13 protein-coding genes and 1 riboswitch are annotated in these 15,823 nt (G+C 53.1%); of the genes, 10 read left to right on the forward strand and 3 right to left on the reverse strand.

Annotated elements, in window-relative coordinates:
- Positions 1–67: 67 nt before the first annotated feature.
- Complete coding sequence (locus KP003_RS10820) at positions 68–1,396, reverse strand: tyrosine-type recombinase/integrase (protein ID WP_217299591.1); 1,329 nt, start codon at positions 1,394–1,396, stop codon at positions 68–70.
- Between the two features lie 703 nt (positions 1,397–2,099).
- A riboswitch (cyclic di-GMP riboswitch) is annotated at positions 2,100–2,184 on the forward strand.
- 479 nt (positions 2,185–2,663) lie between these two features.
- On the opposite strand from KP003_RS10820, the gene KP003_RS10825 reads away from it, so the two are divergent.
- The 4 genes from KP003_RS10825 to KP003_RS10840 all read left to right on the forward strand — a co-directional run bounded on the left by KP003_RS10825 (position 2,664) and on the right by KP003_RS10840 (position 7,379).
- Entirely contained in the window at positions 2,664–3,023 is a 360-nt protein-coding gene (locus tag KP003_RS10825) for a hypothetical protein (protein WP_216788281.1), read from the forward strand.
- Complete coding sequence (locus tag KP003_RS10830; RefSeq protein WP_216788282.1) at positions 3,020–3,721, forward strand: CxxxxCH/CxxCH domain c-type cytochrome; 702 nt, start codon at positions 3,020–3,022, stop codon at positions 3,719–3,721. The genes KP003_RS10825 and KP003_RS10830 overlap by 4 nt, the downstream gene beginning before the upstream one ends.
- A gap of 65 nt (positions 3,722–3,786) precedes the next feature.
- On the forward strand, positions 3,787–6,936 hold the full coding sequence (locus KP003_RS10835; RefSeq protein ID WP_217299592.1) for an OmpL47-type beta-barrel domain-containing protein: 3,150 nt from the start codon (positions 3,787–3,789) through the stop codon (positions 6,934–6,936).
- 65 nt (positions 6,937–7,001) lie between these two features.
- Complete coding sequence (locus tag KP003_RS10840) at positions 7,002–7,379, forward strand: hypothetical protein (RefSeq protein WP_216788284.1); 378 nt, start codon at positions 7,002–7,004, stop codon at positions 7,377–7,379.
- A gap of 80 nt (positions 7,380–7,459) precedes the next feature.
- Here the strand turns inward: KP003_RS10840 and KP003_RS10845 are convergent, their stop codons facing one another.
- Together KP003_RS10845 and KP003_RS10850 are read right to left on the reverse strand one after the other, a co-directional pair.
- Entirely contained in the window at positions 7,460–8,128 is a 669-nt protein-coding gene (locus KP003_RS10845) for a trimeric intracellular cation channel family protein (RefSeq protein WP_216788285.1), read from the reverse strand.
- Positions 8,129–8,192: 64 nt separating this feature from the next.
- Positions 8,193–9,461 (reverse strand): M20 family metallopeptidase, encoded by a 1,269-nt coding sequence (locus KP003_RS10850; protein WP_217299593.1) that lies wholly within the window; start codon positions 9,459–9,461, stop codon positions 8,193–8,195.
- Positions 9,462–10,025: 564 nt separating this feature from the next.
- Between KP003_RS10850 and KP003_RS10855 the strand changes: the two genes are divergently transcribed.
- From KP003_RS10855 to KP003_RS10880, 6 genes are all read left to right on the forward strand, one after another.
- Positions 10,026–11,756: a choice-of-anchor D domain-containing protein gene (locus KP003_RS10855; RefSeq protein WP_216788287.1), complete on the forward strand. Its 1,731-nt coding sequence runs from the start codon at positions 10,026–10,028 to the stop codon at positions 11,754–11,756.
- A gap of 365 nt (positions 11,757–12,121) precedes the next feature.
- A complete protein-coding gene (locus KP003_RS10860; protein ID WP_217299594.1) occupies positions 12,122–12,700 on the forward strand; it encodes a hypothetical protein in 579 nt (192 codons plus the stop codon).
- 84 nt (positions 12,701–12,784) lie between these two features.
- Positions 12,785–13,213, forward strand: coding sequence for a hypothetical protein (locus KP003_RS10865; protein WP_217299595.1), 429 nt, complete (start codon positions 12,785–12,787; stop codon positions 13,211–13,213).
- A 170-nt stretch (positions 13,214–13,383) separates the two neighbouring features.
- Positions 13,384–14,004: a tetratricopeptide repeat protein gene (locus KP003_RS10870; RefSeq protein WP_217299596.1), complete on the forward strand. Its 621-nt coding sequence runs from the start codon at positions 13,384–13,386 to the stop codon at positions 14,002–14,004.
- A gap of 213 nt (positions 14,005–14,217) precedes the next feature.
- Entirely contained in the window at positions 14,218–14,748 is a 531-nt protein-coding gene (locus KP003_RS10875) for a protease complex subunit PrcB family protein (RefSeq protein ID WP_217299597.1), read from the forward strand.
- Between the two features lie 373 nt (positions 14,749–15,121).
- Positions 15,122–15,601 carry a class II SORL domain-containing protein gene (locus tag KP003_RS10880; protein WP_216499811.1) on the forward strand — a complete coding sequence of 160 codons (480 nt, stop codon included), beginning with the start codon at positions 15,122–15,124 and terminating at the stop codon, positions 15,599–15,601.
- Positions 15,602–15,823: the final 222 nt, after the last annotated feature.

The following is a 15,823-nucleotide window of genomic DNA, read 5'->3' on the forward strand; positions in this document are numbered from 1 at the left end:
ATCGATCGGAACGTCAAACTGTGAAGTCCCTTCCTTAGCCTCCTCAACGGGGTTTCCTCTCCTGCCCTTATTCCACCCCTGTGACTTGGCGCCTTAACTGTACGACGTTATCCGGCAGCCCCGGTACCAGCGGACCGCCGACGATCTCGACCAGCTTGTCGCGCCAGAGGGTTAGCGCCGTCTCGATCTGGCGCAGGTACCTGTGGTGGTCGTAGTTCTTCTTGGTTCCCTCCCTGGCGTGATTCAGGATCGCTTCGGCCGCACTCGCACTGATGCCGTCGATGTCAGACATGTAGGTGCGGCAGGTACGGCGCAGATCGTGCGGCCCCCATGGAGGCAGTCCCAGGTACTTGTTCACGAGAACCAGGTGCCCGAGGGCGTTGGTCGATATCGGCCTTAGTTCAGACTCCCCGCCTCCCCTCTTCTTCACCCTCGACTCGAAAATGTATCCCTTCTTGTCCCCGATCAGCGCCAGTGCCTCGGGCACCAGAAACACACGGTGGTCCATACGGTTCTTGTCGTAACGGGCCTTGGTCCTCTCCTTTGGAAGCGTCCACCAGTTACCTTCGATCTCGTCGGAATGCAGCCCCAGCACCTCGCCCGGTCGCTGCCCGGTAAGGAGGATTAGACGCAGGGCGTTTCTTGCCTCTACGCCCCCGGTGGCCTTGGAGAGTTCCTTCCAGAAATGCCTTATCTCATCCTCGCTGAAGGTCCTGCTCCTAACGCCAGGCACAAGCCTCACCTGCACCGGTTTGGAGAGGAAACTCTTCACGCTACCGAGGATGAAGGGGTTTGTCTTCACCATCTCCCGCGCCAGGGCATAGGAGAACATTGGCCGCGCTGCCCGGATAAGGTTACGCGCAGCTGCAGCCGACCGCGCCGAAACGTCCTTTACAAGCTTCGCCGCCTCCTCCGTGGTGATGCTCGCGACCTTCCTGGAACGCCATGTCTTGAAATCATCGATCGTCCCCTTCTTCCCCGTGGTCAGCAGGATGCGTTTGATGCCGTACACGGAGGATTCAACCAGCTGCCCCTCGACGTTGTTGGCGATGTACTCCCGGGCCAACTCGTCGAAAGTGAGGTCACGCCTTCGTTCCTCAGACACCTCCTCCGCCACCTCCTCGGGCTCGGCTGCCGGGTTCACTCCCCCCTTCACCTTCTTGCGGGCCGCCTCGAACTGGTCCCGCGCCTCCTCCAGCGACAACTGTGGATAGGTCCCGAGGTTCAGTTCCCAGCGCTTCCCATCCATCCCGTAGAGGTAAAGCCAAACCTTAGCCCCGGAAGGAAGTACCCTGACGGTGAACCCGTTCCCTTCGGAGCGAGTGTACTTCACCTCCTCGGGTTTCAGCTTCCGTATCATGGTGTCGGTGAACATCGTGCTCTTGGTTCGTGCCATTTTTCCCTCGTGTTTTTTGCAGCGATCGCTGCAAAATCGCTGCAAAAAAGTCTGTGCTTGGACGACATGTCGTGAAACATCCTGAAAAGATAATTACACGTAAAATAGCGCATTGTCAACAACTTAGGTCCACATTTGAAATGAATTAAACAGCCGTGAAACACGTTGAAAATAAGGATTACTTAAACTGCAAATCCTTCATTCATCGGTTCAAATCCGATTGCCGCCTCCAATAAAACAAGGGGTTAGCTTACAAGGCTAACCCCTTTTGTTTTATCCGTGGCCTCTCACGTGGCCTATAGTGGCGACATCGTCGACATCATTTTTAATAACGTCCACTCACTCTCTAGTCCCTGCCTTGTAATGTAGCTTTTCTCCGAACTACACCGCCCCCCCCCGGAACTTCTGCTATCACACCGTCCCTATTCTGGCCTGTGGCTATCGCGACGTAGCCCCCGCGCGTCTGGGTGAAACTCTCTTGCAGCCCTCCCCCAAGCCATTGCTCACCAGATTTGTGCGAGTGTGACTGTTTCAGTTGATCCCGGATGCCCTTCTAACGTCTTTTTCTTCAGAGATAGAACAGTTATTTTACTGCATTAAATATGGCTATATGGCGGTTTATATTTTAATTAAAATACTAATTATTTAAAATTGTTATACCTTTCTTAATGGCACACACTTTGCCTGTATACAAAATATTTTACTTCGTAAAAGGCAACCCTATCGAGAGGTGGGTACGCAAAGCCACAGGTCCAAAGTTCACAGAACCGGACAGCTGGACTGCCGAAAGAAATGAAAAAGGGAGACTCCCTTGCGCCATTTCTATTCCAAATTTCGAATAATCCTGCTTTTACCGCTCTTGATACTGAATCTTCAGTTTGGCATTACCTTGCTGAACAATCATTTTGCCAATTCCTGGTACAACCTTGCCGGCCCTCTCCATCAAATCCACACCGTCATATCCAAGAAATCTGAATTATCGGCTAGGTATTTTATTGATTGTCATATTTTCCCTGTAGCCGTTACCAACTTCGCAGGGCCCATCATAATAACCTCCTTACAAATACCAACTCCAATACAACCGCCTGACGGTCTTGCACTAGATCCATTTCCAAACAAAGCTTCGCCCGTATAAACATTGACTATTCTCCCACCGCAAAATGCTGCGGGGGAATATCATACCTATTTATATTACTTATTATAAATAATACATATTGTTACCAGCCGTAATTTGTCTACATATCACCTGATGAGGAGAACTTACTTTATGAGAACACTGAAATTGCATCAATGTCAGGAATCACAGCCACTACAACTAGTCACCAAAAGTGTAATGACCGCATGTGTAACGCTGGTTCTGGTTAGCTTGTTTGCTCTCCCCGTTTCCTTATCCTTCGCCAAAGAAGTGCAGCAGCTGCCGCATGAACCGAACAATCCTAAAATCATGCAGCTATATTTCAACACCACTGACAATCGGGAATATATTTACAATGGCCAGGAATGGGTCCCCCATGATGCATCGATTGACACCTACCAACTCAAAAAATACAAAAAGCCCACCGTGTCCAAGAGCACATCAAATAGCTATGGAACAAGCACTACTAACACTCAAGGAGTCACGAAATGAACCGACTGCTTACTGTGATATTCAACCTAGCTTTGCTTACCTTGGTCCTGCTCAGTACCGTGGCCAGCGGTGCGAATACGTATTGTTACGACTCCAAGAATAACCAACTCTGTCCCGACTCCATTCATCTCAAACACCAGAATTACATGAATGATTGCACGGCTTGCCACAATTTGAACTTCTCGTTCGACGCATCAAAATCATTTTTCAAGGACAGTACCAAGGGGGCTTTTTATCCTGGCGGTCCTTACCCGATTTTCGCCCAATCCGGCAGTTGGAGTTCCCCAAAAACAAACACAGCAGCCACATGCTCGAACATCGCGTGCCACAACATACCAGCTGGCACTTACATCTACTATATCTATGACTGGGGTGCTGATGACTATGTAGCTGTGAATTACAACTATGGTGGCATGAGCAACGCCACAGCCCTGTGGCAAGACCAAGCCGATACCAACTGCAACAGTTGCCACAAAATCCCCCCGTACTCCAAGAATGTGTGGCACAGCGGTCAGCATACCAATAACACGATCCCCGGGGGAAACAACTGCGAGCTCTGCCATCCCGATGCAAAATCGAATATCGGACCAGATGGCAAAACCATAATCTCAAACTACTTAACGGCTCCAAGCCAGCACAAAAACGGCACTCTGGATGTAGTAGCCAAATTCACCTCCAAGTGTTTCGGCTGCCACTGATAAAGCGCTGAATAGAGAACACATACATATATTGTCACTGTGCCTATAGCTCAAGGAGCCCCGCCATGAAAAAACTGTTAACCATAACCCTCGGTCTTGCCATGCTTGCCCTCGTCACCCCCTTTGACGTCGGTGCCATAGACGGCCCCCATGTAGACCCGAGTAATGTAACAAATACCGCCTGCACAAGCTGTCATAACCAGGACATACCATCAAACAGCACCGTGTTTAACAACAGCTGCCTGTCGTGCCATACCGACTTCTCTACCGGTACGAACAGCGCTACACAGCAGACCTCGCATAAATGGACCGGAAATGTTGCTACACCGACCGCCGGTGCCCAATCACCGACCACCGGGGCATTGACACTGGTACAGAACTACACCGGATTCCAGTTGGCCTGCGTGAGCTGTCATAATCCCCATGACGACAGCAATGGCAAATACAAGCGCATTGCCAATGATAATGATCAACTCTGCCTTGATTGCCATAGGTCCCGTGACGTAAAGAGTCAGCGAGTTGTGCCTGGTTCTTATCCAGCTAGCCATCCGGTGAATGTTACCTATTCGGATGCAGTAGCAGCTAACCCAGCAGGCTATAACAGTCCTCCGGTCAACGCCAATCCGAGCAATCCGAACTCCGATCTAAATAGCAGATTGTCCGCATCAGGTGGTGTAGTTCTCTGCAGCACCTGTCACTCCGTACACAGCGCCTATTCACAAAGTGCCAATCCGCCGGTGGCTGACAGTAATGGCAAACTTGGCGACGGCAACCTGCTGCGCACCGATACTCGTGGGGCTAAAGTAGCTGGCGGTGCCGCAGACACGCTTAACATCTGCACCAACTGCCATAAAGACAAATTCAATCACAATGCCAAGGGCCAGGATGTACAGTGCCTCGACTGCCATGCTGCCCATGTGGAGTACGGTCCGAACGATCCGAATAATACAAAAGGGACAAACATCAACCTAATCCGGAGAAACCTGCCGGGAACATCAAAACAGATTTTTTACCGTTATGCCGGAGACAACAGGGAATACAAGAATGCCGATGGCACCGGTATCTGCCAGGGATGTCATGCACTCCCGAACACAATCGCTGACCACGCCAGCAATGACCCGAAAGTATGTAACAATTGCCATACGCATAACGACGCCAAAGGTTCATTTACTGCAGCAATGCCGGACCACAAGGCAACGCTGGGTTCTGGTGATATCGTGATGTTTACCAGTGACAGTACCCACGACGTCACCCCTTTAAGTATCAGTGAGAATTGTACACTATGCCACTATGAGAGCCTTCTCCAACAACATGGCAGCAAATGTTCGCTTTGCCACGGAGGCACCAATCCACCAAGAAATTCTTTTAATGGTGCATGGGATAAGACTTGTTCAGCAGGAACATGCCACCCAGCGATTCATGTAAAAATGACGGCCGACCACAATGGTATGTATTGGAATTCATCTGCATCTTGCGACTTATGCCATGACACAAGCGGGGGGTATCCGGGACCGGGAGACAATTGTGCACGTTGTCATAATCCGGACATGACAGTCGCAGCAGTTGGCGACACTCTACCTCCGGTAACTACTTCCAATGCAGTTGCTACATACGCGGCCGGGGTGACTGCAAATATCCATTTGACGGCCATTGATCAAGGAACATCCGGTATTTCGGTTACCAGGTACAGTCTTGACGGCAGGGCGTGGAGAATTGGAACCGATATTGGAATTGCACCGCCATCTTCTGGGTCGAAAACACATACGCTCCAATTCTACTCAACCGACCACGCCATGAATGTTGAGACAGCACAGCAGGTGTCGTTCGTCGTACAGGCGGTAGCAGTACCCGACACAACACCTCCAACGACGACATCAAGCTTCAATCCCACCGTAAACGCCATATTCAAGGCCAGCCAGGCGGTAACACTCAGCGCGACCGACGCCGGTTCCGGTGTCAAGTCGACCTACTTTAAGATAGATTCCGGTACATTCACCGCCGGCACGAGCTTCGCTGTATCCGGTGATGGTCTGCATACCTTCAGTTATTACTCCGTTGACAACGCCAACAACACCGAGACTACTCACGTCTCAAATCAATTCCGCATTGATACGACTGCACCTGTCACTACCAGTACGGCTGTAGCTGGAACCACCTACTCCGGCAATCAGACATTTACCCTGTCAGCGACGGATAGTGGTTCAGGTGTTGCCAGCACATGGTACAAGCTTGACGCAGCTGCATTTACATCAGGTACTTCGATTGCGGTGGCTGCACCGGTTTCCGGCAGCGTATCACATACGATCCAGTGGTACTCAATCGATAACGCCGGCAATCAAGAGGTGACCAAATCGGTTGCTATTACAGTTCAAGCACCGGTATCCGACACCGTTGCGCCGGTGACGACATCAAGCTTCAATCCCACCGTAAACGCCGTATTCAAGGCCAGCCAGGCGGTAACACTCAGCGCGACCGACGCCGGTTCCGGTGTCAAGTCGACCTACTTTAAGATAGATTCCGGTACATTCACCGCCGGCACGAGCTTCACTGTATCCGGTGATGGTCTGCATACCTTCAGTTATTACTCCGTTGACAATGCCAACAACACCGAGACTACTCACGTTTCAAATCAATTCCGCATTGATACGACTGCACCTGTCACTACCAGTACGGCTGTAGCTGGAACCACCTACTCCGGCAATCAGACATTTACCCTGTCAGCAACGGATAGTGGTTCAGGTGTTGCCAGCACATGGTACAAGCTTGACGCAGCAGCATTTACATCAGGTACTTCGATTGCGGTGGCTGCACCGGTTTCCGGCAGCGTATCACATACGATCCAGTGGTACTCAATCGATAACGCCGGCAATCAAGAGGTGACCAAATCGGTTACTATTACAGTTCAGGCGCAAAGTGGCAGTGGAGGTACAACGACTCTGGTAGGGCAAAATAATTCTAGCAGCAACCACCCCTATACACATTTCTGGGTAAACGACGCGTCCGATACGAATCTCATCGCCGATGGCGGTTGGTCTTCTGATGAGCACATTACTGGCTCCACCTTCGTTGTCCCGTCGGGTGTTGGCTACGTTATGCATGTCGAATGGGAGTACCCTGACTACGAGGGAGGTGGTACGGGATCAGACTTACGTACTGTCACTCCGTCAGAAGCTTCTTCCGGTGCGACCGTCACCTGGCAGCTCAACCTCCCCTAAAATGATGACTGGCAGTTATATCAGCTATTAAATTCTGAAGTTAACTGATAAGCGGGGTAATCAAATTGGTTACCCTGCTTTATTTTGCTATCATCAATTGCATTGCTGGAGGGTTCAAGCAGGCTTGCCCTACCTCGTTCAACGGAGCGGGGTTAGGGGCATTCAAGATCGACAAGTTCGATGCATTCGCTGCTGTTGTCGGTTGTGGTGTAGCAAACCCAACGGGCGATTTGTACAGCGAAACCATTCTCCTCATCGTCATCAAAGGCGAGAGCGACTACTACACCATTCAATGGGCAGAAAGAAGCGCTGCATCGCAGACTCCAATCAAGTTCGACGATGCGGTATGGGCCGACCGTCTCAAGAGGCTTACGCCGATCAAGCTGTGCCCTATCATCCCCGGCGAGTCCGCCCCCTACCCCAGTTGCGTAGGCGGTGCATAACCTGTTGAATTAATGTCGTCGGTGCCAGGCACTCTTGCCGTCGTGTGCAATGTGGCAAGCCTGTCCCAAGAATCTGCATCTCAGGGCTTGGTTGCGTCGTCATCCTTCTTTTCCTTCGACGCATGACTTTCCGGTTGCCCGGTGTCACTGGCGATGGGAAGATGCCAGCCCCAGCGGATAGCCATGAGCCTCAGCCCGAAACAAAGGACGGCGCCGGCAATTGTCACCGCCGTCGCCGGGAGTTGAAACGCAGAGCCGATCACAACCACGACGGCACCAGCCAGGGCCGCCACGGCATAAATATCCGAACGCAATACGGTGGGAACCTCGGTCAGGAGCACGTCACGGCTCATGCCACCCCCGATCCCGGTCAGCATGCCGAGCACCGCTGCCATAGCCGGGTTGAGACCGAATACGAGAGCTTTTTGCGTGCCGGCAACAGCGAAGAGCCCCAGTCCCGCGGCGTCAAACAGAAGCACCGGGTTGCGCAACCGATCGATGATGGAGGGGCGCCAAAAGGTTACTATTCCAGCAAGCAGCGACACAGCCAGGTAGTACCAGTTGCTGATTGCTGCCGGTGGTGTAGCGTCGATCAACAAGTCGCGCGCTATGCCCCCGGCATTGCCTGCCGCAAACGACAGGACTAGGACCCCGAACAGATCAACGCGGCGTTTTATCCCAGCCATTGCTCCGCTCAGCGCGAAAACAAAGGTACCAGTGAGATCAAGCACCAGGAGAAGTGTTGCCATCTCGCCCTCTCTCATCTCAAACTCCGCGATCCCTCACCACACCGTCGACCGGCGTCCCTCCCCCCTATGACGCCAGCCACACCAGCGCCGCAACGACCATGGCCTCGACACCGGTTTCCAAGGTTGGATGGAGCACAGGCGCGAATTGGGGGCTATGGTTGACCGGCAGTTTATGCAGCGTTCCAGACTCTTTCGCCTTTGCATAGGTTTCCCTGTCGGTACCGCCGACAAACCAGAAGACTGACGGCACGCGCCAGGCCGTGCCGAAACAGCCGAAATCCTCGCTTGCCGGCGCCGGTCCGGTGTGGTGCACGCGCCCCGGGGAGAAATGAGCGCGGAAGGCTTCGGCGATCCGTTGGCTTGCCGCCTCGTCGTTCACGTTGAGCGGATACCGGTCCAAGGGCGTGATTTCCGGGCTCCGAGGCGCACCTGAAGCTGCCGCTTCGGCGTTGACGATACGTTCGATGGCAGCCAGCACGCGCTCGCGAACTCCGGCATCGAATGTCCGAACGTTCAGCTTTATGATCGCGTCGTCAGGTATGACGTTCTCCTTCGTGCCGGCTTGCACGACGCCGATCGTGACGACCGCTGCCTCCGTCGCGGCCACCTCGCGAGAAACGATTGTCTGTAGCCGCAGAACAATGGTCGCGGCCATGACCACGGGATCAACGCTGGCTTGCGGCATCGATCCGTGGGCACCGCGGCCGAACAGCTTGATTTGAAGGCTGTCCGCCGCCGAGGTTATGGGACCGGCACTTCCGGCGACGTCACCGGCCGCTCCAAGCATGACGTGCTGCCCAAGCACCACAACGGGTCGGGGAAAACGGGCGAGGAGGCCATCGTCAATCATAGCCTGGGCACCCTGCGCCGTCTCCTCGCCAGGCTGGAAGACCACCATCAGGGTCCCTCGCCAGGCATTGTGTTCCCTGGCAAACAAGGCGGCGGCGCCGGCGAGCCAGGCCACATGCATGTCATGGCCGCACATGTGTCCGACCGGCACGACGTTTCCTTCCGCATCAGCCGTGGTTTCTTGGCTCGCGTAGGAGAGATGGGTTCCCTCTTTAATAGGTAGTGCATCCATGTCGGCACGCAGCATCACCGTCGGCCCCTCCCCGTTGCGGAGCAGGCCTACCACTCCCGTTTTGCCGACACCGGTCGTCACCTCGTAACCCGCCCTGGCAAGCCAGTCCGCCGCCAGCGCTGCCGTCCGCATTTCTTGCATCGACAGCTCAGGATGGGCATGCACATCCTTGTAGAGTGCTTCGAGGTCGGGGATCAGTTGATCGAGATTCTTCAGGACGAGATCCATGGGAGTTGCTGTCTTTGTGTTCATACCTGTTTTCCTTGAAACACTAGTAGGGCTACCTTTACGTGGCGGCCGTCTCGCGTGGCGCTGGGCACTCTTCTTGCGCTCGCCTCGATTCCCCGCCGCTTGGAAGCCCACACAACCAGTCGCCGGTCTCTGTCGACGGCACAGGTTTGTATAGTAAACCACAAAGGTTTTGTACAGCAATCATCGAAAAATCAGATAGTCCCAGGATCTCTTGTCAGTACTAGCATGTGCCTCTACGTGCATCACCAAACAGGGAACATCCTGTTCTTCAAAAAGTTGTGGTTAAAAGACAACAGTATGGTTAATCTTTGTTTACATTAGAAAAAACTTGCGATAGAAGGAAACCTCCTTGGCTTGTGTAGTAGAAGCCTCCTATCGGAGTTTGGTAGGGGGCTTTGCTTTTGTCTCCCTGCCTCCTCCGGCTGTACTGCTCGATGTGACATTTCGTTCTGCTCCCGACGTTATCTACTACCCCCCAGTTTCCTCTGAGATTGCTGATAGAATCCAGAGAATACCACTCCGGTCCACACAATGCTGCCATTAACGCGAATGGAGGGAACGTCTATGAGAAGACCGTCAACAGCCTTCTGCTCTTTGGTAGTGATCTCGCTCCTTGCCACCCTCTTCACCCTGCCCGTCTACGCCCAACCTCCCGCGGACAAGGTTCCCGTAGCGCAAGGTCCTTTGAAACGGGTCAATCCCTACTTCAGCACCCAGGCAACCCTTTACAGCGACGACAGCGTCCTGCAGCGGGCCGACATAAACGGCCCGCCAAAACCTCCCTACGGCTATCACATCCGCGCGACGATCTCCCTTCCGGCACCCATGCCGGCAGCAGGGGTGAACGCGCTGACGGAGGTGCCGGCCTTCCGGTGGGTTTTCGGCTGTTCCGCCGTTTCCGGTTCGATGATCGCCGGGTACTACGACCGCACCGGATACCCGAACATCTACACCGGCCCGACTGGCGGCGGCGTCGTCCCGCTTGCAGAAGATACCGCCTGGGGTGAATGGACCGACAAAACCGGCGACGTCTACCCCAACAACCCGCTCATCGGCTCCCACATGGGGGTCGACGGCAGAACCACCCGGGGCTCCATCGATGATTACTGGATCTCCTACCTGAGCAGCCTGAAGGACCCCTACCTCTCCGGCGGGTGGACCCAGCACACCTGGGGGGACTCGGTCGGTGACTACATGAAGACGAGCCAGTCCGCCTACAACAACGTCGACGGTTCGACCTCGTTCTACTATATAGACGCGGCGACGCCTCTCACCTGTGCCGCCATGGAGGGGTACAGAGAAGCGAGCCTGGACGGCACTTACGGAAGGAAGCTATTCTACGAGGCGCGGGGATACACGGTCACCGACTGCTATACCCAGATGACCGACAACGTGCACGCAGGAGGTTTCTCGTATGCCCAGTACAAGGGGGAGATCGACGCAGGGCGTCCCGTGTTCCTGAACCTGGAAGGACATTCCATCGTCGGGGTCGGCTACGAGGACCCCAACACGGTGCACATCCACGACACCTGGGACAACAGCGCCCACAACATGACGTGGGGGGGAAGCTATTCCGGGATGGCCCTTTGGGGGGTAAGCATCGTGAATCTTGCCTCCACGGCGGGCACCCCGAACATATCCGTCCTACCCAGCCCTTACGATTTTGGCAGCCGCGGCCTGAACACCACGACCACGCAGGCGTTCACCGTCGCCAATACCGGGACGGCTCCCCTTGCCGTGGGTGCGCTCTCGCTCTCAGGAGCAGCCGACTTCAAGATCGCAACGGACAACTGTTCAGGGGTAACGGTGTCCCCGTCCGCGAACTGCACCGTCCAGGTAAGCTTCACCCCGAACTCTGAAGGGGCACAATCCGCAACCCTCGCGATCCCCTCCGACGATCCTGACGGAACGGCAACCGTCTCCATCACCGGCCGCGGAGTGAACCTTCTCCCGGACCTTTACGGAGCATGGTCCAAAGTGAACAAGACTCAAAAACGCGGCAGTTACACGGTCTCCGGCACCTTAACCACCTTCAACGCGGGAACCGCAAACGCCAGCGGGGTAACGGTGAACGTGTATCTCTCAACCGACCCGGCACCTTCCGGCGATGACACGCTTATCGGGACCTACAAGTTCAATAGCATCGCGGCAGGCGCGAGCAGGGCAACATCAATACGCTACTCTACGGGATCGACGGACCCCGGGAACCTCTACCTGATCGGCGTGATCGATCCTGCCAACACCATAACGGAATCAAAAGAGTCGAACAATACCGCGGTCGGTGATATCCCCTAGCGCTGCCCCCTCCGTTCGTGCAAGAGGCAGGGGCATTGACGCCCCTGCCTCCCGCGCCCAGAATAACACCTCACCCACACAGCCCCTCCCCCGCTCTTGCCTCCGGCGTTGGGCGCGCTGCCCAGAAATTAGCTTGATACCAAGTAAATCTTAATTTAAAGTGCTTCAGGCGACCAAGGGGCGGGTGGAGGAGGATGGCCAGTTTTCTGGCCATCCCCCCAATTGGCATGAATTCCGCCCATGACACGTTGCCATATCAGCACGTTACGCCAATAGCCTTGTAAGGGATTATTGGTATATATGCGGGAATGTGGGGAGGATGGCGACAATTTCCCACTAATAACTAGTTATCTGGAAACAAGCGAATGATTAAGATTCTGAAATACTCATCGATAGCGCTGTTTTTTGCCAGTCTCGCCATTCATTTCTCCACTTTCGGCCCCTTTGAAATTTTTGCCATCGACGGTGTGTGGTTCATGCAGATAGCTGTGATAGCAGCCTTCGGCGCCATGATGTTCTACGTGAAGAAACTTAGGAATGAAAAGAAACGAGAACCAGATCAGAAATACGTGGACTGGTTTAGGGAAAATATCCAACTGCAGATGTCAGAGAATAACAAACTCGCAATAAATGCCATCCCTGATGTGCTATTTTTTCTGGGAATTGCTGCTTTCATCTACGTCTTGATAAACTTCGGAACCTGCATGGTCGGAATGGAGTTTGGAGGCCCACTGGTGGAGGACGGAAAGTTCCTCCTCAAAAACCATGGAAAAGTTATTCGCGCATTGACGGAATTGGAATACAGGAAGATGAAGTCCTACGAAATGCGCTTATTTTCAGGGCACTGGGTAATTTTCTCCTATCTTCCGGCACTCTTCTTCACCTATGTCTATCCAGCGACAGTTTTGAAGCGCGAGCAAGAGAGAAATATGACCAGCAGATAACCACTCGGCGGCACGCGGTCTCGGCTACGCTCCGCCGGTGCGCCTCACGAACGTTGGTCATAAGTGAAAAAGTGGAGGACCACAATGGCTCGGCTGCGTAAGCTCAAAATTGCGTTTTTTCTAATCCTCTCAATTCAGTGTAGTGGGTGCTTCACTCCGATGCTGTGGGAGGCAACTGATCCAAATAAAAGCATAGTAGCAAAAAGCACCAAGGTTTCCGAAGATGAGTTAAAATCACATGGAGTTAAATACTTTAAAAGCGAAGATTGCAAAACGTTTTATATCGAAAAAGGGACTCGAGAGAAATTCAGGGACTACGCATATAGAGTTCTTGGTACCCCAATTACTGTAGCCCTTGATGCTGGTTCTATTGCGTTCATTTTACTTGGGTATGCGATCGGGCAAGATGAGGTCGATAAGGCAATCGAGAGAGGTAAGGCAGAAGACGCCGCAAAATACGGTAAAAGCACAGAACTTCGTCCGTATCCTCGTCAAACTTTAGAGATTGAGTAGAGATTCCGGGGGACACAATACCGATAGTCCAGCAACACATGAGTGGCTGGAGAGATGATACCAACCAGAGCGGGTGGAGACGGACTCGGCGGGCTGGCGAGCGCATGTAGAAGTCTCAGGAGGGAAAGCCGATGCGCCGCCCCCCCCCAACCGTTATGACCGGAGGATAAATGAAACTGACCATCTTCCTGGGATTTACTCTTTTTCTTATAATGTCGGTCACTGGTTGTGCCAGCGCAATTAATGCGAAAAATTCTAGTCGTCATGGGATTGCTGCAAATGCAGCCAGCAAAGCAGGAGATTGGACAACAGCAAGGAAACAGTGGGCTCAAGCGTTGGTTAACGCAGAATTAGCAGATATGCCCGCCCAACAATTAGCTGTGTTCAATTATGAGTACGGCAGAGCTCTCGGTGTCCAGTGTTTCTGGAAGGAGTCTGAAAGCCATTTACAGAAGGCGTATGATCTGGATCATCAGACTGCTGGACCTGAATTCATGTCTTTGCTTGAATTGTCGCGCCTAAAATATGATCAAGGGCAATTTGACAAATGCATCCCCTATTACCTACGTGCAATCGAGTCGTTGGAAAAAATCAATGCACCGACTCAGGCTCCCACTGAGTTTTCCGTCGTACTTGAAGAATACGCCAGGGCATTACGGGAAACAGGCAAAGAGCAAGAAGCCATTTCAGTACAGAAGCGTGCAGATGAGATACGATCAAAGACCCAAGAAGGAAGGTCCGTTACAGATAGGACCCCATATGGGAAATATTGTTCAAATACAGGGGGCTAGGTCATAACCACTCGACGGCACGAAGTAAGGGTGCCAGGTCTTGACCTGTAAGGTTTTTGTCTGTGAAAAGTGATTTTTCAAGACTTTGCACCGCATCGTATAAAATCATGGGCGCGCCCCCACTTCTCACGAACGGAGTGCAAAAAGAGTGGGAAATGAGAAATGGATAGGACAACCTTAAAAGGCATTTAAATCAAATGCGGGGAGAGTGTTATGGTACCGAAGAAAACGGCACATTCGTTAGTAGCAGTCCTGCTGTTGGTACTTGTGCTGAGCCTCACCGGGTGTGGCACTTCGGGCGATACGGCTCAGCAGTCCACGTCTCAGCAGTCCACGTCTCAGCAGCCCAAGTTCAGCACGGTCCAAAAAGGAGAAGTAACTCCTGCAATTGATAATGCCGCCCAAGTCATCATCGCGGGCAATGACGCCGACTGGGCAACGTTCTGGAACCTTCTGCACACCAAGTATGCAAGTATACCGGGCCTTCCAGTCGTTGATTTCAATGAAAACAGCATAGTTGCAGTAGTTGATGCCCCTCGACCGACCGGCGGCTACTCTATCGCCATAGATTCGGTTCAGCCGACGTCGTCGGGCATAATAGTGAAAGCAACTCAAACGTCTCCCGGCAGAGGTTGTATAGTCACATTATCACTTACGCAGCCATTCCATATTATCACCGTCCCTGCTTTTTCAGGTGCAGCAACTCTCGAGTTATCGCAGGTGGTTACCACTTGTGGGCCATGAATAGCTTCAGCATCTTTAAGCTTACAGTTAGGTATCTCACACCGAAAAGGACGAAGTAGTGGTAGGTCTTGAATTGTAAGGTTTTTGTCGGGGAACAGTGATTTTCCAAGACCCGGCACCGCTCGGGCGTTGCTACATCGAAGGCTTTTTTACAACCGCAGGAGGCTTCACTCCGCCATCAGGCCACAAATGTCAAAAAATCAAGAACGTCCTCCCCTCTTCCTCTTTACTTTCTTCCCCCCTCGTCACCCCTCTTCCTTGCATTGTGAAAGGTCTTCCGTTGACTTGTCCCAACCAACCACTAAACTCATAAGAATTACAAAAGACCAGCCGCAGCAAGGGTAATTGCGGCAATGCCATGAGGAGGTGTGAGATGAACAGACGGGCTTTTCTGAAAACCACTGTTGCAGGCTCCTTTGTCGTTGGCTTCGCTGGAACGGTTGCTGCGGCCGAGCGCTATTTTCCAGACCAAGTGGACACGAGGCTCTTCGAGACGATCAACAGGGTAAAGGACCCAACTAAAAAGACCCCGCTTGAGAAAAGCCATGCGCCTGTCATTACCGCGCCAGCCTCAGTGATGGCCGGCAAGCCTTTCACCGTGGAAGTATCTGTCGGTGAAGTGCTCCACGGCATGATGCCGGCCCACTGGATAGGCTTTATCGAACTCAGCCTTGGCAACGAGCCATGTGGAAGAGTGGACCTGCAGCCGAGGGGATACCTGGCACCGAAAGTCGCCTTCAACGTTGTGGTCCCCAAAGAGGCCGCACCGAGCGGGAAGGTGACCCTGGTGGCGAAACAGCAGTGCAACCTCCACGGTCTATGGGAAGGTACCCTCGATATCGCAGTGACCTGATCCCAGCCGACGCGAGGTGCACACCACCATCTCATACCTGCCGGTTGTAGCGCGCGGGGATGATGTGGGTGATGAGGCCAAGCGGCATGCCAATTCAAGCGGGGAGCACACGGGAATTCTGGTGCCTGTCATGTCCAAAATTCCTGTTTGCTTTTTTAGCGGATAGGCAGATAATGACTCTTACCTGCTATGAAGACCATCGTACCGAAGGGATGCTAATCA

Source organism: Geomonas diazotrophica (assembly GCF_019063885.1).
Classification (GTDB): domain Bacteria; phylum Desulfobacterota; class Desulfuromonadia; order Geobacterales; family Geobacteraceae; genus Geomonas; species Geomonas diazotrophica.